Origin of the sequence: Paraburkholderia pallida, from assembly GCF_004524855.1 — a bacterium.
In the GTDB taxonomy this organism is placed as follows: Bacteria; Pseudomonadota; Gammaproteobacteria; order Burkholderiales; family Burkholderiaceae; genus Paraburkholderia; species Paraburkholderia oxyphila.
This window is the reverse complement of the sequence record NZ_CP038150.1, coordinates 1,124,024-1,145,782: the sequence shown is the minus strand read 5'-3', so window position 1 is coordinate 1,145,782 and position 21,759 is coordinate 1,124,024. Positions and strand designations below refer to the sequence as shown.

The 21,759-nt window shown below is 62.3% G+C and carries 18 protein-coding genes and 1 pseudogene; 12 read left to right on the top strand and 7 right to left on the bottom strand.

Annotation, left to right across the window (positions count from 1 at the left end):
- Window positions 1-36 precede the first annotated feature (36 nt).
- Window positions 37-555: a PAAR domain-containing protein gene (locus E1956_RS46730; RefSeq protein WP_197732925.1), complete on the bottom strand. Its 519-nt coding sequence runs from the start codon at window positions 553-555 to the stop codon at window positions 37-39.
- Window positions 556-557: 2 nt separating this feature from the next.
- Complete coding sequence (locus E1956_RS31650) at window positions 558-1,091, bottom strand: PAAR domain-containing protein (RefSeq protein ID WP_134756648.1); 534 nt, start codon at window positions 1,089-1,091, stop codon at window positions 558-560.
- Between the two features lie 342 nt (window positions 1,092-1,433).
- On the opposite strand from E1956_RS31650, the gene E1956_RS31645 reads away from it, so the two are divergent.
- The 4 genes and pseudogenes from E1956_RS31645 to E1956_RS47060 form a co-directional block, all read left to right on the top strand.
- On the top strand, window positions 1,434-1,736 hold the full coding sequence (locus E1956_RS31645; RefSeq protein ID WP_134756646.1) for a hypothetical protein: 303 nt from the start codon (window positions 1,434-1,436) through the stop codon (window positions 1,734-1,736).
- A 478-nt stretch (window positions 1,737-2,214) separates the two neighbouring features.
- Entirely contained in the window at window positions 2,215-3,165 is a 951-nt protein-coding gene (locus E1956_RS31640; protein WP_134756644.1) for a choline ABC transporter substrate-binding protein, read from the top strand.
- A gap of 166 nt (window positions 3,166-3,331) precedes the next feature.
- Window positions 3,332-4,978: an APC family permease gene (locus E1956_RS31635; protein WP_134756642.1), complete on the top strand. Its 1,647-nt coding sequence runs from the start codon at window positions 3,332-3,334 to the stop codon at window positions 4,976-4,978.
- 451 nt (window positions 4,979-5,429) lie between these two features.
- A pseudogene (locus E1956_RS47060) lies at window positions 5,430-5,564 on the top strand (helix-turn-helix domain-containing protein); the annotation flags it as partial.
- A 91-nt stretch (window positions 5,565-5,655) separates the two neighbouring features.
- On the opposite strand, the gene betA reads toward E1956_RS47060, so the two are convergent.
- From betA to betI, 3 genes are read right to left on the bottom strand one after another with little or no spacing between them, the layout of a single operon-like run.
- Window positions 5,656-7,407 carry a choline dehydrogenase gene (betA, locus tag E1956_RS31625; RefSeq protein WP_167760185.1) on the bottom strand — a complete coding sequence of 584 codons (1,752 nt, stop codon included), beginning with the start codon at window positions 7,405-7,407 and terminating at the stop codon, window positions 5,656-5,658.
- 31 nt (window positions 7,408-7,438) lie between these two features.
- The gene (gene betB, locus E1956_RS31620) at window positions 7,439-8,908 is read right to left on the bottom strand and encodes a betaine-aldehyde dehydrogenase (RefSeq protein WP_134756640.1); all 1,470 of its coding nucleotides are present in this window, start codon (window positions 8,906-8,908) and stop codon (window positions 7,439-7,441) included.
- Window positions 8,909-8,924: 16 nt separating this feature from the next.
- Entirely contained in the window at window positions 8,925-9,536 is a 612-nt protein-coding gene (betI, locus tag E1956_RS31615) for a transcriptional regulator BetI (RefSeq protein WP_028223530.1), read from the bottom strand.
- Between the two features lie 270 nt (window positions 9,537-9,806).
- On the opposite strand from betI, the gene E1956_RS31610 reads away from it, so the two are divergent.
- Together E1956_RS31610 and E1956_RS31605 are read left to right on the top strand one after the other, a co-directional pair.
- Window positions 9,807-10,949: a porin gene (locus E1956_RS31610; protein ID WP_134756638.1), complete on the top strand. Its 1,143-nt coding sequence runs from the start codon at window positions 9,807-9,809 to the stop codon at window positions 10,947-10,949.
- A 460-nt stretch (window positions 10,950-11,409) separates the two neighbouring features.
- Complete coding sequence (locus tag E1956_RS31605; RefSeq protein WP_134756636.1) at window positions 11,410-12,237, top strand: hypothetical protein; 828 nt, start codon at window positions 11,410-11,412, stop codon at window positions 12,235-12,237.
- Here E1956_RS31605 and E1956_RS31600 read toward each other — a convergent pair.
- Both E1956_RS31600 and E1956_RS31595 read right to left on the bottom strand, forming a co-directional pair.
- A complete protein-coding gene (locus E1956_RS31600; RefSeq protein ID WP_134756634.1) occupies window positions 12,234-13,379 on the bottom strand; it encodes a formylglycine-generating enzyme family protein in 1,146 nt (381 codons plus the stop codon). The genes E1956_RS31605 and E1956_RS31600 overlap by 4 nt on opposite strands.
- The gene (locus E1956_RS31595) at window positions 13,339-13,803 is read right to left on the bottom strand and encodes a DUF3592 domain-containing protein (RefSeq protein WP_167760184.1); all 465 of its coding nucleotides are present in this window, start codon (window positions 13,801-13,803) and stop codon (window positions 13,339-13,341) included. Before E1956_RS31595 ends, E1956_RS31600 begins: the two co-directional genes overlap by 41 nt.
- 656 nt (window positions 13,804-14,459) lie before the next feature.
- Here E1956_RS31595 and E1956_RS31590 point away from each other — a divergent pair.
- Genes E1956_RS31590 through E1956_RS31565 form a run of 6 tightly spaced genes read left to right on the top strand, consistent with a single transcriptional unit; the run spans window position 14,460 to window position 21,588 of the window.
- Entirely contained in the window at window positions 14,460-15,845 is a 1,386-nt protein-coding gene (locus tag E1956_RS31590) for an L-serine ammonia-lyase (protein ID WP_028223756.1), read from the top strand.
- A 37-nt stretch (window positions 15,846-15,882) separates the two neighbouring features.
- Complete coding sequence (locus E1956_RS31585) at window positions 15,883-17,127, top strand: sarcosine oxidase subunit beta family protein (RefSeq protein ID WP_134756630.1); 1,245 nt, start codon at window positions 15,883-15,885, stop codon at window positions 17,125-17,127.
- A 28-nt stretch (window positions 17,128-17,155) separates the two neighbouring features.
- Window positions 17,156-17,503 carry a sarcosine oxidase subunit delta gene (locus E1956_RS31580; protein ID WP_134756627.1) on the top strand — a complete coding sequence of 116 codons (348 nt, stop codon included), beginning with the start codon at window positions 17,156-17,158 and terminating at the stop codon, window positions 17,501-17,503.
- Complete coding sequence (locus E1956_RS31575; RefSeq protein WP_134756625.1) at window positions 17,500-20,508, top strand: sarcosine oxidase subunit alpha family protein; 3,009 nt, start codon at window positions 17,500-17,502, stop codon at window positions 20,506-20,508. Before E1956_RS31580 ends, E1956_RS31575 begins: the two co-directional genes overlap by 4 nt.
- Window positions 20,498-21,133: a sarcosine oxidase subunit gamma gene (locus tag E1956_RS31570; RefSeq protein ID WP_134756623.1), complete on the top strand. Its 636-nt coding sequence runs from the start codon at window positions 20,498-20,500 to the stop codon at window positions 21,131-21,133. The genes E1956_RS31575 and E1956_RS31570 overlap by 11 nt, the downstream gene beginning before the upstream one ends.
- Window positions 21,130-21,588 (top strand): dihydroneopterin aldolase, encoded by a 459-nt coding sequence (locus tag E1956_RS31565; protein WP_134756621.1) that lies wholly within the window; start codon window positions 21,130-21,132, stop codon window positions 21,586-21,588. Before E1956_RS31570 ends, E1956_RS31565 begins: the two co-directional genes overlap by 4 nt.
- Window positions 21,589-21,759: the final 171 nt, after the last annotated feature.

Genomic DNA, 21,759 nt, shown 5'->3' with positions numbered 1-21,759 from the left:
TGTTGATCGAATATTTATATGTAATTTATTTGAAAATTATTCCACGATTTCACGGTGGCCAAGGTAAATAACAACGCGTTGCGCGTTGTCCGTCGGGTAGCGACGTGTTCGCCCCTGTGAATCTGTTATGCCGTGGACTAATTCACCCGAAGGCATGCGAACGGTGTAGTACGTGTCTGCGAGCGGCGAGCCCTTTACGTCGCGAAGCGTGAACTGTTCGTCGTATGTATCGGCCCTCGTCGGCGCAACGGGCTTTTCGGTTTTTGCCTCTCCCTTGCTTTCCGAATAGAACGTATTCGAACCGCTGGACGCAAGAACAAAGTTTTTACCGCATGGGCACAGAACGCGATCCATGTCTTTCACGTAAGGCTTGCCGTTATCCATCCAGGTGCCAGCGGTGCCGTAGATCGGCCATCCACCTTTGCAGTTTCCGCACGTCGCGTGATTCTCCTTGCGCGCGTACATCTTGCCTGCTTCGTTATAGAAGTCGCTGCGGCCAATCACTTCGCCGCCCGTGGTGGTGCGGTCTCCGTCTGCTACAAGTCGATCGAACATGCTTACTCCCTGTGTCCGAGATAGATGCTGACGTGTTGTGCGCCTTCGGTAGCGTATCGCCCGGTGCGGCCCTGTGAATCGGTTATGCCGTGTACGCGTGCGCCAGAAGGTAACCAGGCGGTGTAATAGGTATCGGGAAGGGATTTCCCGGTTGAGTCTTTGAGTGTGAATTGTTCGTCGTAGACACCTTGAGTCGGACTGGAACGCGGCTCGTTCGCGATTCCGTATGCCGTGCCTTCCAACTCGCTCGCCGTAAATTCATGCCAGGCGGTGTCTTGAGACGCGATCATGACGGGCGGCGGATCGCAATTGCAGAGGCACAAGTCGCCCTCCAGGGCTTGCTGCTTACCCTTCATCGTGGACTTTCGATGCGGACCTTTCCACCCGATTACGCCCGTCGTATTGCAGACAGGGCACAAGACCTTTGCACCGGTGAATGTCAAGGAACGGCCGTGGTGCGTGCAACTTTCTTCGCCTTCGATAACGACGCCGCCCGCCGTGGACTTGTCGCCCAGTCTTAGCAGGGATCGCCTCATACCGCGCTCCACAGAATTCGCCTTTGTCCCTTTACCATTTCCATACCTCCAGGGAGTCGATGAAAACAACCGGCCGGCACGGCGACCGGTTACGCGCGGGCTTGGATTTCGCCCGTTCAGGCGATGCTGCCGCTGCTCCCGATGGCGCGAAATCAGACGTGTCCGAATAGGGGGATGAACGATTCGCGGCGCATTGTGGCGTGCTCACAATTTGACATTCGACAATTTCTCTAGAATATGGCGATTAATTCGAATGCTTTAACTGTGCACCGAATTTTTGACTAGCCCGCACAATGCGGGCTTTTGCGTTTCTGGACCGCACAATTCCCGTAAAGGCTCACCATGCGCGACCTGTACACGAGTCACGCCGCCGCCTTGCGCGACGCGCTACGCCATGCCGTCGAACGTGGCGGTATGTCTTCGCTGGGCGTGCTGCAACAAGGCGTGCCGTCCGCCTCCACGCTCACGGGCACCGATGCGACCGCTCAGGCGGCCCGGATTCGTCGCCAACTCGAAAGCCTCGCGCCGGTGCCGCGCGCGCTACTTGTCATCGCCTACGCGCCGCGCACGCTCAAATGCTCGTGCGGCTCGCGGTGCTGCGCGGACAGTTATCCGAATCCCGAATGGGCGAAGCCATGTGCATAACGCTCGCGCCGTCGCTCACACGTGTAGCGGTAAAGGGAAATAAATCGAACTCCTTATGAATCGAATCTGCGCTCCACAACCCCACCTGCAGCCGCAAATGCAATGAAAACGAAAGCAAAACGCATGCGGATGAAGTGTCTTTGAAAGCCGTCGTACGGCGACCCATTCCGTTTTTCGATTGATCGTTCAATCAACTTAAAACCTTGTCGTTCGGACCTCGCGGCGTCGAGGTGTCGCAAATGCGCAAGTGCTCGTCGCAATTGCTACGTTGATCCGCTTTTTGCCAAACGACTATTGACCGTGGGATGCGCGTCCTCGCCGCCTTTCTTCCCGTCAGCCCCGCCACAAGGGGTACCGGGGCAGAGGAACAGGGGCGGGCACGCGTCTTGCGCTGGCCAACCCGCAGTTTGTCCGCGAGTTTGCCGCCATCCCTTCCATGCGGAACCGATCGACGCTGTGCAATCTCGAGGAGACGAAGATGTGCCGATTCCAGACCCTGCAGGCCTGTGCATTGCTGTTTGCCGCCGCTGCCTGCTCCAGCGCCTATGCGGCGGATCCCGCCGAATGCAAGGCGGTGCGTTTTGCCGACGTCGGCTGGACCGATATCGCGGCGACCACGGGCGTTGCGTCCACCATACTGAGCGGACTCGGCTACGAGCCGACGAAGACCATCGCGTCGGTGCCCATTACGTTCGCGGGCCTGAAGAGCAAGCAGATTGACGTGTTCCTCGGCTACTGGTCGCCGACGATGGACCCGATGATCGAGCCGTTCACGAAATCGGGCGCGATCAAGGTGTTGCCGACCCCCAATCTCACCGGCGCGAAATACACGCTCGCGGTGCCCGACTATGTGTACCAGGGCGGCCTGCACTCGTTCCAGGACATTGCAAAGTACGCGGATAAATTGCAGGGCAAGATCTACGGCATCGAACCCGGCAACGACGGCAACCAGCTGATTCAAAAGATGATCAGCTCGAACCAGTATGGCCTCGGCAAGTTCAAGCTCGTGGAGTCGAGCGAGGCCGGCATGCTGGTGCAGGTGAACCGCGCCGAGCGCGACAAGCAGTGGATCGTGTTCCTCGGCTGGGAGCCGCATCCGATGAACGTGCAGATGAAGATCGACTACCTCGCGGGTGGCGACGACGTCTTCGGACCCAATTACGGCGCGGCGAAGGTCTTGACGGCGGAACCGCCTGATTACAGCGCGCGTTGCCCGAACGTCGCGAAGTTCGTCTCCAACCTGCAGTTCACGACCGCCATCGAGAACCATTTGATGGTGCCCATTGCGGCCAAGGAAGACCCCAACAAGGCGGCCGCCGACTGGCTCAAGGCCAATCCGCAGATGCTCGACAAGTGGCTCGCCGGCGTGACAACCCTCGACGGCAAGCCGGGCCTGCCCGCTGTGCGCGCGTATCTGGGCGTGCATTGACGCGTCTTGCAGCGACAGGTTGTGGCCGCCGTTCGCACCCTCTTGCGGACGGCCGGGGCGCCCGGGGCGAACTGTGTGTATGCACGGCACGTCCTTGGCGATCCCTGATCGCCCCAATTGGCGCGGCAATTTTGGTTGATTAGCGTTAGACCTCAGGAGGAATTGGATGGAGCAAGCTGGAATACGTACGCGGGGTGCCGACGATGTTGGCGCCCGAGGCGACCAAGGCCATGCGTTGCAGCGTGGCCTTACCTGGAAAGACGCATTTTGGGTCACGAGCGGCGTACCGGCGGGTGTGCTTTTCACGATCGGTGGCGTATGCGCCACGATAGGCCAGCCGGCGTGGGCCATCTGGATCGCTTCGATCACGATGGGCCTCATGCAGAGCGCGACCTATGCCGAGATTTCCGGCCTTTTTCCGCACAAATCGGGTGGCGCGTCGGTCTATGGCGCGATCGGATGGGTGCGCTACGGCAAGATGATTGCGCCGGTCTCCGTGTGGTGCAACTGGCTCGCCTGGTCGCCCATGCTGGCGCTCGGCTGCGGGCTGGCCGCAAACTACGCGCTCGCCACGCTGTTTTCGCCCGATGCGGCCATCCTGCAATGGCACTGGACGCTGGCGAACCTCGACTTCATCAAGCCCGGACTCACGCTGCGCATCAACGCCACCTTCATGATTGCAGCGGCGTTCCTGCTCATTACGTTCCGGCTTCAACATAGCGGCGCATCGAAGGCCGCGAAAACGCAGAAGATACTCGGCATCGCCTCGCTCACGCCGCTTCTGATCGTCGGTCTCGTGCCGTTCTTCACTGGCGACGTGCCCGCAAAGCATCTCTTCCCGCTGCTGCCGCTCGGCCACGACGCGCAGGGCAATCTCACCGCCTCGCGCTTCGGCGCATGGAACGGCCAGGGTGTGGTGATGGCGCTGGGCGCCATGTTCATGGCCGGCTGGGCGTCGTATGGCTTCGAGACCGCAGTCTGCTACACGCGCGAATTCCGCGATCCGCGCCGCGATACCGCGCGGGCGATCTTCTGGTCGGGCGCGCTCTGCCTCGTCGTGATGACGCTCGTGCCGCTCGCGTTCCAGGGATCGCTCGGCATGCAGGCGATGCTCGATCCGCGCATTGGTGACGGCACCGGCGTTGGCATGGCGATGGCGTCCATCGTGGGCGGCGGCGCATGGGTCGGCAACGCGGTGGTCGTGATGCTGATGCTCTCGATTCTGCTGATCGTCATGACTTCGATGATGGGGTCCTCGCGCACGCTGTATCAGGCTTCGGTGGATGGCTGGCTGCCGCGCTATCTCTCGCGTGTGAACGAGCACGGCGCGCCTACCGCGGCCATGTGGACCGATCTGGGTTTCAACCTCGTGTTGCTCGCGATGTCCGACTACATGACGGTGCTGTCCATCTCGAACGTGTGCTACATGCTGTTCGTGTTTCTCAACCTGCAATCGGGGTGGATTCATCGCATGGATCGGCCGTCGTGGGATCGGCCGTTCCGCTGCCCGACGTGGCTGCTCGCGCTTGGCGCGCTGTGCGGTTATGCGAATCTCGTGTTTGTGGGCGCGGGTGCGAATTTGCAAGGTGCTAACACGCTGCGTGATGGCTTGATCGCGATGCTGTTGATCGTGCCGGTGTTCGCTTATCGCCACTATTGGCAGGATCGTGGTCACTTTCCCGCGGGCAGCGCGCTCGATATGGAGGTGGAGATTCCTGCGCGCAGCAAGTGGCGCGATATGTTGCCGTATGCTGCGTTGATTGCGGCGGCGTTGACGATTGCGATTTCGTATCGGTTGGCTGCGGCGGTGTAATCGGGCAGTTTTATTCCGCTTTGGATTTCACGGCGTCATGTTGGCATTCGGATTGCGGGTGCCGCGTGACGCCGTTTTTGCTTTGTGTCTGCCTCGGCTGTCTCGGCGATTGGCTGTTTCGCCGGCGTGAGGGTGTCCATCATTTTCTTGCAATGGGCGCTTTTCTCGTGGGGATTGAGGTTTTGGCCTTAACTTGTATTCGCGGCGGGCCGCAGGCGTTGCCCCTGTGCGGGGCGGCACCTACTTTTCTTTGCCGCGGCAAAGAAAAGTAGGCAAAAGAAAGCCGCTCAAACCGCCAGTGTGACGCCGTCCACCACTGCCCTTTTATTCGGAGCGGCTCCGGAGCGTCTGTCGCCACGCGTCGTCACCCGGAGTGACTAAGGGCTCATCCATCCGGCGGCGCTGCGCGCGCCGTCGGGCACAACCAGAACCGATGGTATGCGCGCGCATTCGTATGGGCACCACCACCTCCGCAGTATCCCGTCTGGAATCGTCGCTCGCGAGCGAAAAACATTCTCCGTCTCTGGCAACGCTGCGCAAGTACGCCGCTGCCTGCGGAAAATCCTTGAGAATTTCACTCGTATAAATACAAGCGGGCCGGATTCGCCGCGCTTCGCGCTTCGATTCCGGCCCGCAACGGATACCCAATTATTCAGGTATCCGATGAACTTCCATAATTACGATACCGCGTGCGCCTTCCGCTTCGCTCCGCTCGGCGCCGCCTTCATTCCTTTGCCCCCCGTCGGGCGCAGCGGCAAATCCCCGCCGCGCGCCGGCGCACCATTGGCCACGTAATACTGTGCCGTCGAGCGCGCGAGCGGCTGGCGGCCGCGAATGCGGTCGGCAATCTTCTCGGCGAGCATGATCGTCGGCGCGTTCAGGTTGCCGGTGGTGATGAGCGGCATGATCGAGGCGTCCACCACGCGTAAGCCTTCGATGCCGTGCACGCGGCCCTCCGCATCCACAACGGCCATGTCGTCGTAGCCCATCGCGCACGAGCACGACGGGTGAAAGGCCGTCTCCGCGCGGCCGCGCACGAAGGCGTCGATCTGCGCGTCGGTCTTCAGGTCGGCGCCGGGGTTCAGCTCGCGGCCACGGTAACGGTCGAGCGCCGGCTGCGCGATGATCTCGCGCGTGATGCGGATGGCGTCGCGGAACTCGCGCCAGTCGAGCGCTTCGGACATGTAGTTGAAGAGAATCGACGGATGCTGGCGCGGATCGCGCGAGCGCAGCTTCACGCGACCGCGGCTAGGCGAACGCATCGAGCCCACATGCGCCTGAAAGCCGTGCATCTTGATCGCGTTGCTGCCGTTGTAGTTGATCGCAACAGGCAGGAAGTGATACTGGATATTGGGCCACAGGTCGTCGTCGCGCGTGCGGATGAAGCCGCCCGCCTCGAAATGATTGCTCGCGCCCTTGCCGGTGCCGCGCAGCATCCATTCGAGCCCGATGGCGGGCTGATTGTGCTTGAGCAGGGCAGGGTAGAGCGAAACGGGTTCCTTGCACTCGTACTGCATATACATCTCCAGGTGGTCCTGAAGATTCTGCCCCACGCCGGGCAGGTCGAGCACAACCGGAATGTCGAGCTCGCGCAGCCACGCGCCGGGGCCCACGCCCGAGCGCTGCAGCAGTTGCGGCGAGGCAATCGCGCCCGCGCACACCAGCACCTCGCGGCGCGCGTAGCGCTTCACCTGGGCATTGCCGTCGAGAAACACCACGCCGTTCGCGCGCTTGCCGCTGAACAGGATACGGTCGGTGGTCGCGTGCGTGACGATATCTAGGTTGGGCCGCTGCTTCGCCTGATCCAGGTAGCCACGCGCGGTGCTCGCGCGCCGGCCCTTGGCCGTCACCGTACGGTCCATCGGCCCGAAGCCCTCCTGGCGGTAGCCGTTCAGGTCGTCGGTGCGCGGGTAGCCGGCCTGCACGCCAGCCTCCACCATCGCCTCGAAAAGCGGGTTCACGCCGGGCTTGCTGGTGGTCACGTGCACGGGGCCTTCGCCGCCGTGATAGTCGTTCGCGCCCACGTCGCGCGTTTCCGCCTTGCGGAAGTAGGGCAGGCAATCCAGATAGCTCCAGTCCTCCAGCCCCTTGCGCTCGGCCCAGCCGTCGTAGTCGAGCGCATTGCCGCGGATATAGCACATGCCGTTGATGAGCGATGAACCGCCCAGCCCCTTGCCGCGCCCGCATTCCATGCGCCGGTTGTCCATGAACGGCTCGGGATCGGTCTCGTAGGCCCAGTTGTAGCGGCGGCCCTGCAGCGGATAGGCGAGCGCCGCGGGCATCTGCGTGCGGAAGTCGAAGCGGTAGTCGGGACCGCCCGCTTCCAGCAGCAGGACCGTGACGTCGCGATCCTCGGTAAGCCGGGTGGCGAGCACATTGCCCGCCGATCCCGCGCCGATGATGATGTAGTCGTACTCTTGCGCTGCCATGCCGTGCTCCCTCAAATACCCTTAAATACCCTCAAAAGGCGGGCCGATACGGTCCCAGTTCGACCTGGACGGATTTGATGCGCGTGTAGTGCTCGAGCGTCGTGATACCGTTCTCGCGCCCCACGCCCGATTGCTTGTAGCCGCCCACGGGCATTTCCGCGGGCGATTCGCCCCAGGTGTTGATCCAGCAGATGCCCGCTTCGAGCCGGTGAATCACGCGATGCGCGCGCGACAGATTCTCGGTGACGACACCCGCGGCCAGGCCATAGAGGGTGTCGTTCGCGCGCGCGATGACTTCGGATTCCTCAGTGAAGGAAAGAATGCTCATGACCGGGCCGAAGATTTCCTCGCGCACGATCTTCATGTCGTCGCGGCAATCGGCGAATACGGTCGGCTGCACATACTGGCCGCGCGCGAATTCGCCTTCCGCGAGGCGCGCGCCGCCTGCAACGAGCCGCGCGCCTTCGCGCTTGCCGCTCTCGATATAGCGGAGCACCTTGTCGAGTTGCGCCGCGCTGGCGAGCGGGCCGAAGTTGGTGGCGGGGTCGCCGGGATGCCCGACGCGGATGCGCGCCACGCGTTCGACGACTTTCGCCTCGAACGCCGGGAGCAAGGACGCGTGCACGAAGACGCGCGTGCCGTTGGTGCAGACCTGGCCCGAGCTGAAGAAGTTGGCGGTGACGGCGATATCGGCGGCGCGATCGAGATCGGCGTCTTCGAAGACGATCAGCGGCGACTTGCCGCCCAGCTCCATCGTCACTTCCTTCAGCGACGAGCCGCCGGCCGCGGCCATGACCTTCTTGCCCGTTTCCACGCCGCCCGTGAACGAGATCTTTTCGATGTCGGGATGCGTGCTGAGCATCGCGCCCACGCGTGCGTCGCCTTGCACGACGTTGAACACGCCCGGCGGCACGCCGGCTTCGAGATAGATTTCGGCGAGCTTCGAGGCGGACAGCGGCGTGACCTCGCTCGGCTTGAAGATCATGGCATTGCCGGCGGCCAGCGCGGGCGCCGATTTCCAGCACGCGATCTGAATAGGGTAGTTCCACGCACCAATGCCCGCGGTCACGCCCAGCGGCTCGCGGCGTGTATAGACGAACGAATCCTGGCGCAACGGAATCTGCTGGCCCTCGATGGCGGTGGCAAGGCCGGCGTAGTACTCGATCACATCGGCGCCCGTGACGATATCCACGGCGCTCGTTTCCGCGATGGGCTTGCCGGTGTCGCGCGTTTCCAGCGCGGCGAGCGCGTCGTTGCGCGCGCGCAGCAGCTCGACGGCACGGCGCAGGATGCGCGAGCGCTCCATGGCCGTCATGGCGGCCCACACGCGCTGGCCGGCGCGCGCCGATTGCACGGCGCGATCGATGTCGGCGGCGCTGGCTTGCTGCACCGTCGCGAGCAATTCGCCGGTAGCGGGGTCGCGCGTTTCGAAGGTCTCGCCGCTGGTGGCGTCGGTGAATGCGCCGTCAATGAAGAGGCGTTCGAGCGGATAAACAGACATGGTGGGTGACTCCAGGCTAGGCGGACTTGCTCGAGCGTGCCTTGGCGCGCGTTTCGAGCATGAGATCGATGTATTCGTTGGCGACGCGCAGGGCGGCCTTGGTGTCGAACGGTTCGCCGGTCAGGGTGCCGCGCAGCCACAGGCCGTCGATCATGGCGGCGAGGCCGCTGGCGGCGCGCCGCGAGGCTGCGTGCGGCAAGACCTTCTCGAACTCGGCGCACAGGTTCGAATAGAGCCGGCGCGTATTCACGCGCTGCAGGCGGCGCAGGGCGGGCTGATGCATGCTCTCGGCCCAGAACGCGAGCCAGGTCTTCATGACCGGCGTATTCACCTGCGAAACGTCGAAATTCGCAGCGACGATGGCACGCAAGCGCGCGCGCGGCTCGTCCCTGGCCGCCGTACGGCGGCGCATGGTGGCTTCCCAGAGATCGCGCAGGATGTGGCGCATGGTGGCCTCGAGCAGGCCGTCCTTGCCGCCGAAATAGTGACTGACGATCCCGGTCGAGATATTCGCGTGCTGCGCGACCGTTGCAAGCGTCGTGCCCGACAACCCGGACTGGTCGATCGATTGCAGGGTCGCATCAATAAGTTGCGCGCGACGGACGTCGCGCATTCCGATCTTGGGCATGGCGATTCTTCAAGGCGCAGCTGGAAGGCCCTCACTCTATTCTTTTTTTATTGAACGATCAATCAAGAAAAACGCCCGATTGGCGGGGCGGCGCTTTTTCCCAAGTGTGCGTCGCGTTCGCGAAAGTCACGCGAGATTTGGATTTGTACGTTCTCACGATCCGCATAAGGCGTGCAGCGGGCTCACCGATTTGCACGCGATTTGTACGTCTCAGGGGACGTCCTTTATGCGGCCCATCAACCGTATCCCAAGAGAAGAGAGACCTGGACCATGAAGAAAGTGAAAGTGGCGGCACTGACTGGCATCGCACTCGCATTGGCAGCGCTCTCCACCGAGAGCGAGGCTCAGAGCAGCGTGACGATGTACGGGATCATCGATGCGGGCGTGACTTACGTCACCAATGCGGGCGGTTCGCATCAGGTGAAGTTCGACGACGGTGTTTCGTATGCGAACCGCTGGGGCATCAAAGGCACCGAGGACCTTGGCGGCGGCAACAAGGCTATCTTCGAACTGGAAAGCGGCTTTCATTTGGGTAATGGCGAAATCGCCAATGGCGGCTCGTTGTTTGGGCGTGTGGCTTATGTAGGTCTGCAGAGCGATTGGGGAACGCTCACGTTCGGCAACCAGTCCGATATGACGCAGGACATGGTTTACCAGTACAACGTCTCCGCTTGGGCGAGCGGCTACGCCATTAACCAGGGCGACTTCGACCGCATGAATGGCGACCATTTGCCGAATGCCGTGAAGTTCACGTCGAATACGTATGGCGGGTTCCAGTTCGGTGGCATGTATTCGTTCAGCAATACGCCTGGGGAATTCCATACGGGGAGTGCGTGGAGCGTGGGCGCGCAGTATCAGAACGGCAACTTCTCGGCGGGCACGGCGTATACGCAGTTGAATAACCCGTCGGGGATTTATGCGTTTGATCCTTACGCGATGATCGGTGTGCATTCGTTCTTTGGGCAGCCTACGGTGAGTGTTGATCCCGCCACCGGCGCCGTTACCGATCTCTATGCGAACAACGCGTTTCCGGTGGACAAGCAAGGGGCGTTCGGTGTGGGGGCCAGCTATGTGATTGGCCCTGTTACGTTGATGGGCGACTTCACTTATACGCAGATCAAGGCGTTTGGCCAAAGCGAGCATATGCAGGTGGGCGAAGGCGGCGCGGACTGGCAAATCACGCCTTCCCTGAGCCTGATCGGCGGGTATCAGTACACCCATTTCGATGGGAATCACTGGAATCAGCTTTCGGCAGGGGTGCATTACTCGCTTTCCAAGCGGACCGAGGTCTATCTCTCGGGAGACTGGCTCCATGCCTCGCAAGGGGTGGATGCTGTGATCGGGTATAGCTTCACGCCGTCGTCGACTACGACGCAGGCCGATGTGCGTATCGGGATGCGGCATTCGTTCTGATTTCGGAATCTCTGGGGGCCCTGGTTGGCCCCAACTTGTTTTCGCGGCGGGCCGCAGGCGTTGCCCCTGTGCGGGGCGGCACCTACTTTTCTTTGCCGCGGCAAAGAAAAGTAGGCAAAAGAAAGCCGCTCAAACCGCCAGTGTGACGCAGTTCACCACTGCCCTTTTAATCGGAGCGGCTCCGGGGCGTCTGTCGCCACGCGGCGTATAGCGGAGTGACTAAGGGCTCATCCATCCGGCGGCGCTCCGCGCGCCGTGGGGCATAACCCAAACCGGTGGGTGCACGCCTATTCGGAGAACTTCCGCGTATGCGCCTGACCGCCCGGCCTGTTTCCCTCGCAGATCCGACCGTGATGCGCGTCGTGGAATGCACGAATCCTTTGTCACCGGCGGGTAGCGTGCGAGATGGCGGATCGGTAATGTCTACCATACCCGTATACACCTGTTCGAGGTTGGCGCATTGGCCTGCCTGCTCGACGTCAGCTATGCGGCGGGCCGCTTCAGATTGAAGATGAAGGCAGGGCTGTGTCTTGGGGTTGGTGCCAAGGGGGAAATCGAACTTTCTGTCGATGCGCTTTGTATCGCGGATTTCGTTGCGTGGTTCTTCTATCAACTGTATCATGCGAATTTCAAACACCTGCAATACATACAGAACGAAGCATTTCAGGCAATGACGTATATTCAGGTCACAGTGATTCAGGGGGCTCAAAAGCTAACCGACTCAATTGACCTTGACATCGCTGACCTGCAACGTTCATTTGCTGATCTGCTCCTCTCGTATGAGCAAGAACAGCAGCGCGTTCAACTCATGAACAACATCCTGGCAAATCCATGGATGTTGCAGTATGCGACACCCGAATCAAAGGGCATCATGCTTTATCAGTTGACGCGCCATTGGGCCTTCACAGATGGTCCGGATCCGGAGAATCACGCATTCGGGCGCTATTACGGTCGTCGCAAGGACGCAGTCAAGCAGATCCTGCAATGGTCTCACACGCGTCACGATCTCGATAACGTCGTGCAACATATGAATCGGGGTGGCACCAAAGGCGATCTCACACAAAACCGGATTGCGTTGAAGAATTTCCTGAGCATGTCACTTACTGGCACTCCGGCTAGTGACGCACAGGAAATGGACGACTACTACGATAGCCTTCAGGCGATGCTGAAGGTCGATCCGACGCCGGGTTATGCAGTTGTCGAAGTCGCTTCACAGGCGTACAGCTTTCAAGCCGCGGCGGGTGAGCACCCAATGTACGAGAGCCTGCCCGACACGAGGCTTGCCTAGTTGCCTTGGGGTACCTTCGACGTGTTCTGCACGGCGCAGCGAAATGTATCGGTAACGAATGTGGCCATAACGGGCTTGCCGGCTATCAACGTCTTCAATGCATAGGGTGCAGGCTTTTTCTTGTATCGATAAATAGTCATCGCTGTCTCGTCGCTGCCCCCTTCTTCGCCACGAATGACCTTCTCTGTTCCGGTAGCCGGCCCTTGGGGATTCTTCTCGGGCGAGTGGTCGTAGTAGTCGGGAGCGAACCAGTCGTTGACCCAGTCACGGCCATCGAAACCCATGTCATAAAGACCAAGCGGGTTCGGCGGATATTTTCCAATCGGGTACGTGCCCATCGAGACACCGCCGTAACCGAAGTCCGGCGCCAGCTTGTTCGCAACCGTATCGCCAGACGGGAAGTTGCGATCCGGCTCCCATTTTCCGTTGTCGGTTGCGAAGATGAGCGGCTTTCCTCCCGAGCGAGCCGCATATTCCCATTGGGCTTCCGTCGGCAGGTCGATTGGCAAACCACTTTGCTGGCCTAGCCATTGACAATAATCTTTGGCCATTTGCCAGGGGACGCCGACGGGATAGTCCGGACGTTTGTACGTGATGTCTATTGCGTCCTGGGGCCACGATGGTTTTCCGGTCGCCTTCGTATAGACATCAAAATCGGCATAGGTGACCTTGTATCGGCCAATAGAAAAGCTGTCGAGTGTGATTTGATGCGCGGGCTTGTTTTCGTGTTGCGCCGTGTACGGTAATTTCTCCGGCGTTGCCGATGGTCCAAAATCACCCATCATGAAAGTGCCGCCTTTCACGAATACCATATCCGCCAACGACTTTTTTACCAGCGCCTTGACATCTGGCGTTTGGCTGTTTTGCTGGCTGCAGGCCGGCAGGCAGAAGGTCAGCCAAATCGCAGCTGACGTCATTGCGGTGAATCGGCGACTAGTCGAAAGGCGTGCCATAAACTCCCTATTCCACGTGCCAAAAAGTTGAAACATTATAAGCGTCCGGTGCCTGATTTCCCGCTTCTCCCAGAGATATCGCCACAGCTTGGCCCGGTCGGCTTCTTCCCGACCCGGAGGAAACAACCGGGCACCGCACTCCTTCGTTTTATTGGGCTCGCCGCGCTTTACGCGAGCTTCGGCGCCCATGAGAATCACTGTATATAGACGCGGCAAGCAGGCCGCCGCCAACCAGGGCAGAGATGCTGCCGAGCAGGCTGACTATCAGGGCGCCGAAGCTACGCTCGAGAAAGCTGTCGATTTCGGCGTCCTCGGGGTCGGCCGGATCATAGAGCACGGGCACAGTATCGCCGAGTGAATAGTCCGGAGAACTCGTGCCCGCCGAGCCAGTGGCACGCAAGCGCTGACCATCGGGAGTGGTGAACTCAAATTGCGTGTGATACGAGAGATTCCCTTTGCTGTCGCGACCCGCTATTAAATCGGTCACTTTTCCTTGCGTACGCACCGCATGCTCTGCAAATCTTGCATCAGAGTGCCAAAGCCAGATGCCTAACGACAGGAAGCCGATGCCGAACACAAAAAATGGCGCACCGATTATTGTCGTGGTTCTCACTTCCGCCTCCTGCATGGGATCGTTAGCAATTAAGAGTGGTCAACACAACCTGGACAGGCGGGCAGGCATAAGGTCAGGAGCGCCACGGCTGAATTTGCTGCTGCGAGTGGGTAACTGATCGGTAACGTGCCATGAAATCATGATTCCACGGCCCGAAATTCGAAGCATTATAAGCGCCCGACGCAGGAACTACCTTTCAATAAATGAAGTGTTCCGGGTATGGAGAAAAGGGCGATTCCCGCTTTTTTGATCGAGGAGGCTGCTAACGGGTTGGGGGAGCAGCAGCGAAACGCCAAAGCGCCATAACCTGCACCCCAAACCACTAACCCTTCTCACGCCGGCACCCGAGTCAATCTAAAACCCGTTCCGCGCGTCTCCGGGCGTTGTTCGCGCATTCGCGCTGCAGCGCAGCAATCGCCTTGGGGCATCGGTGAGGCGGCCACAACCGTGATCCCCTTCCCCACTTGCGTTTTTACGCCGCAAATCACCGCCAAACCGCACTTCCAACCCGCCTGAAGGCGCTGCTGGCGGCGCCATCCAACGGCAATGGCGGTTTTGTTCTATCAGGCGCATGGGCCTCTTTGATCTACTAGCGTCTACCGTCAACGGTGCAACTCCACACCATTGCACCCCTAACCCCAGGTGAGGGAAGTCAGATGAACGTCAGCGTCTTCGACCTGTTCAAGATCGGGATCGGTCCATCGAGCTCGCATACGGTCGGCCCGATGGTCGCCGCGTGCCGCTTCGTGTCCCATATCGAGGACGCCAATCTGCTCGCCTTCGTGCGTCGCGTAAAGATCGAGCTCTACGGCTCGCTCGGCGCAACGGGCAAAGGCCACGGCACCGACAAGGCCGTGCTGCTCGGCCTCGAAGGCAACCTGCCCGACACGATCGATCCCGACCGCATCGAGCCGCGCCTCGCCGCCATCCGCGCGGAAAAAACGCTCGTGCTGCTCGGCAAGCAGTCGATCCGCTTCGACGAGAAGGAAGGCATCGGCTTCTATCGCAAGACCATGGGCGGCGCGAACACGCTGCATTCCAATGGCATGCGCTTCCAGGCCTTCGACGAGAACGGCCAACTGCTGGTCGAGAAAGAGTATTACTCGGTGGGCGGCGGCTTCGTCGTCAACCGCGAGGGCGACCGCGTGAACGGCGTGCGCAGCGGCCGCGAAATGCCGTATCCGTTCCGCACCGGCGACGATCTGCTGCGCGTGTGCCAGGAAAGCGGCCTCTCGATCGCGGAAGTGACCTTCGCCAACGAGTGCGCCACGCGCACGCCCGAAGAGGTACGCGAAGGACTGCTTGGCATCTGGCGCGCGATGGCCGCCTGTGTCGAGCGCGGCTGCAAGATGCACGGCGAGCTGCCCGGCCCGATGGCGGTCAAGCGCCGCGCCGCCGATCTCTCGGTGCACCTGCGCTCGCGCTCCGAGGAGTCGCTGCGCGATCCGCTCTCGATGCTCGACTGGGTCAACCTCTACGCGATGGCCGTGAACGAGGAAAACGCCGCCGGCGGCCGTGTGGTCACGGCGCCTACCAATGGCGCGGCCGGCGTGATTCCCGCGGTGCTCCACTACTACGTGAAATTCGTGCCGGGCGCGAACGAGAAGGGCATTGTCGACTTCCTGCTCACCGCAGCGGCCATCGGCATCATCTACAAGGAAACGGCCTCCATCTCCGGCGCCGAAGTGGGCTGCCAGGGCGAGGTGGGCGTGGCCTGCTCGATGGCCGCGGCGGCGCTCGCGGCCGTAATGGGCGGCACGCCCTCCCAGGTGGAGAACGCCGCCGAGATCGGCATGGAGCACAACCTGGGCATGACCTGCGATCCGGTGGGCGGCCTCGTGCAGATTCCGTGCATCGAGCGCAACGCCATGGGCGCGATCAAGGCGCTCAACGCCTCGCGCATGGCGCTCAAGGGCGATGGTCAGCACTACGTCACGCTCGACAACGTCATCAAGACGATGCGCGAGACCGGCGCCGACATGAAAACGAAATACAAGGAGACGTCGCGCGGCGGTTTGGCCGTGAACGTCATCGAATGCTAATGGTAACGAGCAAGGCAACGAGCAAGGGGTCCGCAAGATGAGCCGCTATTCGATATTCAGTCTGTTCCGCAACGGGTTGTCGTATCACGAGAACTGGGAGCGGCAGTGGAGGAGCCCTGAGCCGAAGAAGGAGTACGACGTGGTGATCGTCGGCGGCGGCGGGCATGGTCTCGCAACCGCCTACTATCTCGCGAAGGAGCACGGCGTGAAGAACGTCGCGATTCTGGAGAAGGGCTGGATCGGCGGCGGCAATACGGCGCGCAACACCACCATCGTGCGCTCGAACTATCTGTGGGACGAGTCGGCGGCGCTCTACGAAAAGGCGATGAAGCTCTGGGAAGGGCTCTCGCAGGATCTCAACTACAACGTGATGTTCAGCCAGCGCGGTGTGATGAATCTCGCGCACACGCTGCAGGACGTGCGCGACACCGAGCGACGCGTGAACGCGAACCGCCTGAACGGCGTGGACGCCGAGTTCCTCACGCCCGAGCAGATCAAGGAGATTGAGCCCACGATCAACCTGAACAGCCGCTATCCGGTGCTGGGCGCCTCCATTCAGCGCCGCGCCGGCGTGGCGCGCCACGACGCGGTGGCCTGGGGCTTCGCGCGCGGCGCGGACCAGCACGGCGTGGACATCATCCAGAATTGCCAGGTCACGGGCATCCGCCGTGACGGCGGCCGCGTGACCGGCGTGGATACCGTGAAGGGCTTCATCAAGGCGAAGAAGGTCGCCGTGGTGGCGGCCGGCAACACCACGACGCTTGCCGACATGGCCGGCGTGCGCCTGCCGATCGAAAGCCATCCGCTGCAGGCGCTGGTGTCCGAGCCTATCAAGCCCGTGGTCAACTCGGTCATCATGTCGAACGCGGTGCATGCGTATATCAGCCAGTCCGACAAGGGCGACCTCGTGATCGGAGCGGGCGTCGACCAGTACACGGGTTTCGGCCAGCGCGGCAGCTATCACATCATCGAAGGCACGCTGCAGGCCATCGTCGAAATGTTCCCGGTGTTCTCGCGCGTGCGCATGAACCGCCAGTGGGGCGGCATCGTCGACGTCTCGCCGGACGCCTGCCCGATCATCAGCAAGACCGATGTGAAGGGCCTCTATTTCAACTGCGGCTGGGGAACCGGCGGCTTCAAGGCGACGCCGGGCTCGGGCTGGGTGTTCGCGCACACCATTGCGAACGACGAGCCGCATCCGCTCAATGCGCCGTTCGCGCTGGACCGCTTCTACAGCGGCCATCTGATCGACGAACACGGCGCAGCTGCCGTGGCCCACTGATTACGCACCGAGATTTGGAGAACACAACATGCTGCTGATCGAATGCCCATGGTGCGGGCCGCGCGCCGAAATCGAATTCACCTGCGGAGGCGAAGCGGAGATCGCGCGCCCGCTCGACACCGACGCGCTGAGCGACCGCGAATGGGGCGAGTACCTGTTCATGCGCGATAACCCGCGCGGCGTGCACAAGGAGCAATGGCTGCACACGCAGGGCTGCCGCCGCTGGTTCATGGCCACGCGCGACACGGTCACCTATGAGATTCAGGGATACGAAACGTTTGGCAAGGCCAATGCGTCGGTGAACGCACAGGCCAGGACACATAACGGCGCACAAAACGGGACGCAAAAGAGCACGCAAGGGAGCAAGCAGCGATGAGCCAGAAGAACCGACTCGGCGCCGGCGGGCGCATCAACCGCGCGATTCCGCTGACCTTCACGTTCAACGGGCGCACGTATCAGGGCTATCAGGGCGACACGCTCGCCTCGGCGTTGCTCGCCAACGATGTGCACTTCGTCGCGCGCAGCTTCAAGTACCACCGTCCGCGCGGCATCGTGACGGCCGACGTGGCCGAGCCGAATGCCGTGGTGCAGCTCGAGCGCGGCGCCTACACCGTGCCGAACGCGCGCGCCACCGAAATCGAGCTCTATCAGGGACTCATCGCGACCAGCGTGAACGCGGAGCCGAGCCTCGAGCACGACCGCATGGCCGTGAACCAGAAGTTCTCGCGCTTCCTGCCCGCGGGCTTCTACTACAAGACCTTCATGTGGCCGCGCAAATGGTGGCCGAAGTATGAAGAGAAGATTCGCGAGGCCGCGGGTCTGGGCAAGGCGCCTGAGGTGCGCGACGGCGACCGCTACGACAAGTGCTTCGCGCATTGCGACGTGCTGGTGATCGGCGGCGGCCCCACGGGCCTGCTGGCTGCGCATACGGCGGGCCTCGCCGGCGCACGCGTGATTCTCGTCGACGACCAGCGCGAACTGGGCGGCAGCCTCCTGTCGTGCAAGACCGAAATCGATGGCCGCTCCGCGATCCAGTGGGTCGAAAAGATCGAGGCGGAGCTCGCGGCCATGCCGGACGTGAAGGTCCTCTCGCGCAGCACGGCGTTCGGCTATCAGGACCACAATCTCGTGACTGTCACGCAGCGCCTGACCGAGCATCTGCCGGTCTCGACGCGCAAGGGCACGCGCGAGCTGCTCTGGAAGATCCGTGCGAAGCGCGTGATTCTCGCGACCGGCGCGCACGAGCGGCCGATCGTGTTCGGCAATAACGACCTGCCTGGCATCATGCTGGCGTCGGCGGTGTCGACCTATATCCACCGCTATGGCGTGCTGCCTGGCCGCAATGCCGTGGTGTTCGCGAACAATGACGCGGGCTATCGCTGCGCGCTCGACCTCAAGGCTTGCGGTGCGAACGTGACGGTGGTGGACTCGCGTGCGCAGGGCAAAGGCGCATTGCAGGAAGCCGCGCGCCGCCAGGGCGTGAAGATCATGAACAACGCGGCCATCATGGCTGCACACGGCAAGCTGCGCGTGAGCTCGGTCGAAGTGGTCGCGTACACGAACGGCCAGACCGGCGCGAAGCAGGCGGACCTGCCCTGCGATCTGGTGGCGATGTCGGGCGGCTTCAGCCCCGTGCTGCACCTGTTTGCACAATCGGGCGGCAAGGCACACTGGAACGACGCGAAGGCCTGCTTTATGCCGGGCAAGCGCGTGCAGCAGGAAGTGAGCGTGGGCGCGGCGGTGGGCGAATTCAGCCTCGCGCGCGGCCTTACCCAGGCTGTCGATGCGGGCATCGACGCCACCAAGTCGCTCGGCTTGGCGGCCACGCGCCCGCAAGTGCCGAAGGCCGCGGAGGTCGCCGAAACGCCGTTGCAGGCGCTGTGGCTCGTGGGCAGCCGCAAGGCCGCGCCGCGTGGCCCGAAGCAGTTCGTCGACTTCCAGAACGACGTGGCCGCATCGGACATCCTGCTCGCGGCGCGCGAAGGCTTCGAATCGGTCGAGCACGTGAAGCGCTACACGGCCATGGGCTTCGGCACCGACCAGGGCAAGCTCGGCAACATCAATGGCATGGCGATCCTCGCGGATGCGCTCGGCAAGACGATTCCCGAAACCGGCACGACCACGTTCCGCCCGAACTACACGCCCGTGACGTTCGGCACCGTGGCGGGCCGCGAGCTCGGCGATTTCCTCGATCCGATCCGCAAGACCTGCATTCACGAATGGCACGAGCAGCATGGCGCGCTGTTCGAGGACGTGGGCAACTGGAAGCGCCCCTGGTACTACCCGAAGAATGGCGAGGACATGCACGCGGCCTTGAAGCGCGAGTGCCTCGCCGTGCGCAACGGCGTGGGTATTCTCGACGCCTCGACGCTCGGCAAGATCGACATTCAGGGCCCGGACGCGGCGAAGCTGCTCAACTGGGTCTACACGAACCCGTGGCTCAAGCTCGAAGTGGGCAAGTGCCGCTATGGTCTGATGCTCGACGAGAACGGCATGGTGTTCGACGACGGCGTGACCGTGCGCCTCGGACCGCAGCACTACATGATGACCACGACGACGGGCGGCGCCGCGCGCGTGCTCACGTGGCTCGAGCGCTGGCTGCAGACCGAGTGGCCCGACATGAAGGTGCGCCTGGCCTCCGTGACCGACCACTGGGCGACCTTCGCCGTGGTGGGCCCGAAGAGCCGCAAGGTTCTGCAGAAGGTGTGCAAGGACATCGACTTCGACAACGCCGCGTTCCCGTTCATGTCGTATCGCAACGGCACCGTGGCGGGCGTGAAGTCGCGCGTCATGCGCATCAGCTTCTCGGGCGAGCTGGCCTACGAAGTGAACGTGCCGGCCAACGCGGGCCGCGCCGTGTGGGAAGCGCTGATGGCCGCGGGCGCCGAGTTCAACATCACGCCGTACGGCACGGAAACGATGCACGTGCTGCGTGCGGAGAAGGGCTACATCATCGTCGGCCAGGACACCGACGGCTCGGTCACGCCGTTCGATCTGGGCATGGGCGGCCTGGTTTCGCAGACCAAGGACTTCCTTGGCCGGCGCTCGCTGAAGCGCTCGGACACCGCGAAGGATGGCCGCAAGCAGTTCGTCGGACTGCTAACCGATGACGCGAAGTTCGTGCTGCCCGAAGGCGGCCAGATCGTTGCCGAGGATGCACGCCAGCAGGCGGACGGCACCACGCCGATGCTCGGCCACGTGACGTCGAGCTACTACAGCCCGATTCTCGACCGCTCGATCGCGCTTGCCGTGGTGAAGGGCGGCCTGAACAAGACGGGCGAATACGTTGCGATCTCGCTGGCCGATGGCCGGCGCGTGAAGGCGAAGATCACCAGCCCGATTTTCTATGACACTGAAGGGGTGCGTCAGCATGTTGAATGAAACGATGGATACGATGCCCCTTGCGGAGCGTACGGTAGCGGTGCGGCTCGAGTCGCCTTGCGTCAGCGTGGCCGGTGTAATCAAGGCCCAGGAGGGCCGCGGCCAGAAGGGGTTCGCCATGCGCGAGCTGCCGTTCCGCGATCTCGTGAACGTGCGCGGCGACCTGAGCGACCCCGCTTTCGTCGACGCGTTCGCCCAGGTGGTGGGCTGCCAGCCGCCCGCGCAGCCCAACACGGTCGCGCGTGGCAACGGCTACGACGTGCTGTGGCTCGGCCCCGACGAATGGTTCGTGCGCTCTAACGCGGCCGTTCAGGCGGGCGAGCTCGAGGCGAAGCTCGCCCCCGCATTCGGCGAGGCGTACGCCGCAGCGGTGGACGTGGGCAGCGGCTACACGGTGGTGGAGATCGACGGCGCGCGCACGCGCGAGCTGCTTTCGCGCGGTTGCCCGCTCGATCTGCATCCGCGTCTGTTCAAAGAGGGGCAATGCGCGCAGAGCGTCTTTTTCAAGGCCTCGATCGTGCTGATCCCCACCGGCGGCGACCGCTTCGAGATCGTCGTGCGCCGCAGCTTCGCCGACTACTTCTGCCGCATCATGCTCGACGCCGCCGCGTCGCTCGCATCATGAAGATCGTCGACGGAACGTTCGATCCGGCGCCGGGTTCGCACTCCGCGCTCGACGCGCCGCCCGCGCGCGGGCGCGGCTGGAGCGTGTTCGTCGAGGGCTTGAGCGTGCCCGCGCGCATCGGTATTCATCCGCACGAGCACGGGCAACCGCAGCCGCTCGTGATCGATGCGCAGCTCGGTTACCGCTCGATGCCGAAAGAAGAGAGCGACTGGATCGACTATGAGAGCTATTGCACACGCATAGCCGAGTTTCTCGCGAAGAAGCCGCATACGCGGCTGCTGGAAACGCTGGTGGCCGATATTGCGGCGCTCTCGTTTCGCGAGTGGCCGGCGCTGGACTCGCTGACGATCGAAGTGCACAAGCCGAAGATCCGGCCGGGCACGCGGCGCATCGGCGTGTCGCTCGACTGGACGCGCGCCGACTATCTGCAATGGAGCGCGGCGGGACGTTCATAACGCGTAGTGCGCCGCATCGCATGATAGCCCCAGCCGATGTCGGCGCCGTGCAAGCGCGCGTCGGCTTTTGCACATCGCGGGGTAGGTGCGGCGGGCTACGCTCCAGATATCGCTGCATGCGCGGCATTGCAAGCGCAACGCAGTGCTAACTCACTTCGAATCGACAGGAGA

Bases quoted from the DNA above. Each gene is read 5' to 3' on its own strand.
- E1956_RS31565 (WP_134756621.1), top strand. From the start codon at position 21,130: ATGAAGATCGTCGACGGAACGTTCGATCCGGCGCCGGGTTCGCACTCC.
- betA (WP_167760185.1), bottom strand. From the start codon at position 7,407: ATGGCAGCGCAAGAGTACGACTACATCATCATCGGCGCGGGATCGGCG.
- E1956_RS31585 (WP_134756630.1), top strand. From the start codon at position 15,883: ATGAGCCGCTATTCGATATTCAGTCTGTTCCGCAACGGGTTGTCGTAT.
- E1956_RS31635 (WP_134756642.1), top strand. From the start codon at position 3,332: ATGGAGCAAGCTGGAATACGTACGCGGGGTGCCGACGATGTTGGCGCC.
- betB (WP_134756640.1), bottom strand. From the start codon at position 8,908: ATGTCTGTTTATCCGCTCGAACGCCTCTTCATTGACGGCGCATTCACC.
- E1956_RS31640 (WP_134756644.1), top strand. From the start codon at position 2,215: ATGTGCCGATTCCAGACCCTGCAGGCCTGTGCATTGCTGTTTGCCGCC.
- E1956_RS31590 (WP_028223756.1), top strand. From the start codon at position 14,460: ATGAACGTCAGCGTCTTCGACCTGTTCAAGATCGGGATCGGTCCATCG.
- E1956_RS31600 (WP_134756634.1), bottom strand. From the start codon at position 13,379: ATGGGCGCCGAAGCTCGCGTAAAGCGCGGCGAGCCCAATAAAACGAAG.
- E1956_RS31645 (WP_134756646.1), top strand. From the start codon at position 1,434: ATGCGCGACCTGTACACGAGTCACGCCGCCGCCTTGCGCGACGCGCTA.
- E1956_RS31570 (WP_134756623.1), top strand. From the start codon at position 20,498: ATGTTGAATGAAACGATGGATACGATGCCCCTTGCGGAGCGTACGGTA.
- E1956_RS31575 (WP_134756625.1), top strand. From the start codon at position 17,500: ATGAGCCAGAAGAACCGACTCGGCGCCGGCGGGCGCATCAACCGCGCG.
- E1956_RS31650 (WP_134756648.1), bottom strand. From the start codon at position 1,091: ATGAGGCGATCCCTGCTAAGACTGGGCGACAAGTCCACGGCGGGCGGC.
- betI (WP_028223530.1), bottom strand. From the start codon at position 9,536: ATGCCCAAGATCGGAATGCGCGACGTCCGTCGCGCGCAACTTATTGAT.
- E1956_RS31580 (WP_134756627.1), top strand. From the start codon at position 17,156: ATGCTGCTGATCGAATGCCCATGGTGCGGGCCGCGCGCCGAAATCGAA.
- E1956_RS31610 (WP_134756638.1), top strand. From the start codon at position 9,807: ATGAAGAAAGTGAAAGTGGCGGCACTGACTGGCATCGCACTCGCATTG.
- E1956_RS46730 (WP_197732925.1), bottom strand. From the start codon at position 555: ATGTTCGATCGACTTGTAGCAGACGGAGACCGCACCACCACGGGCGGC.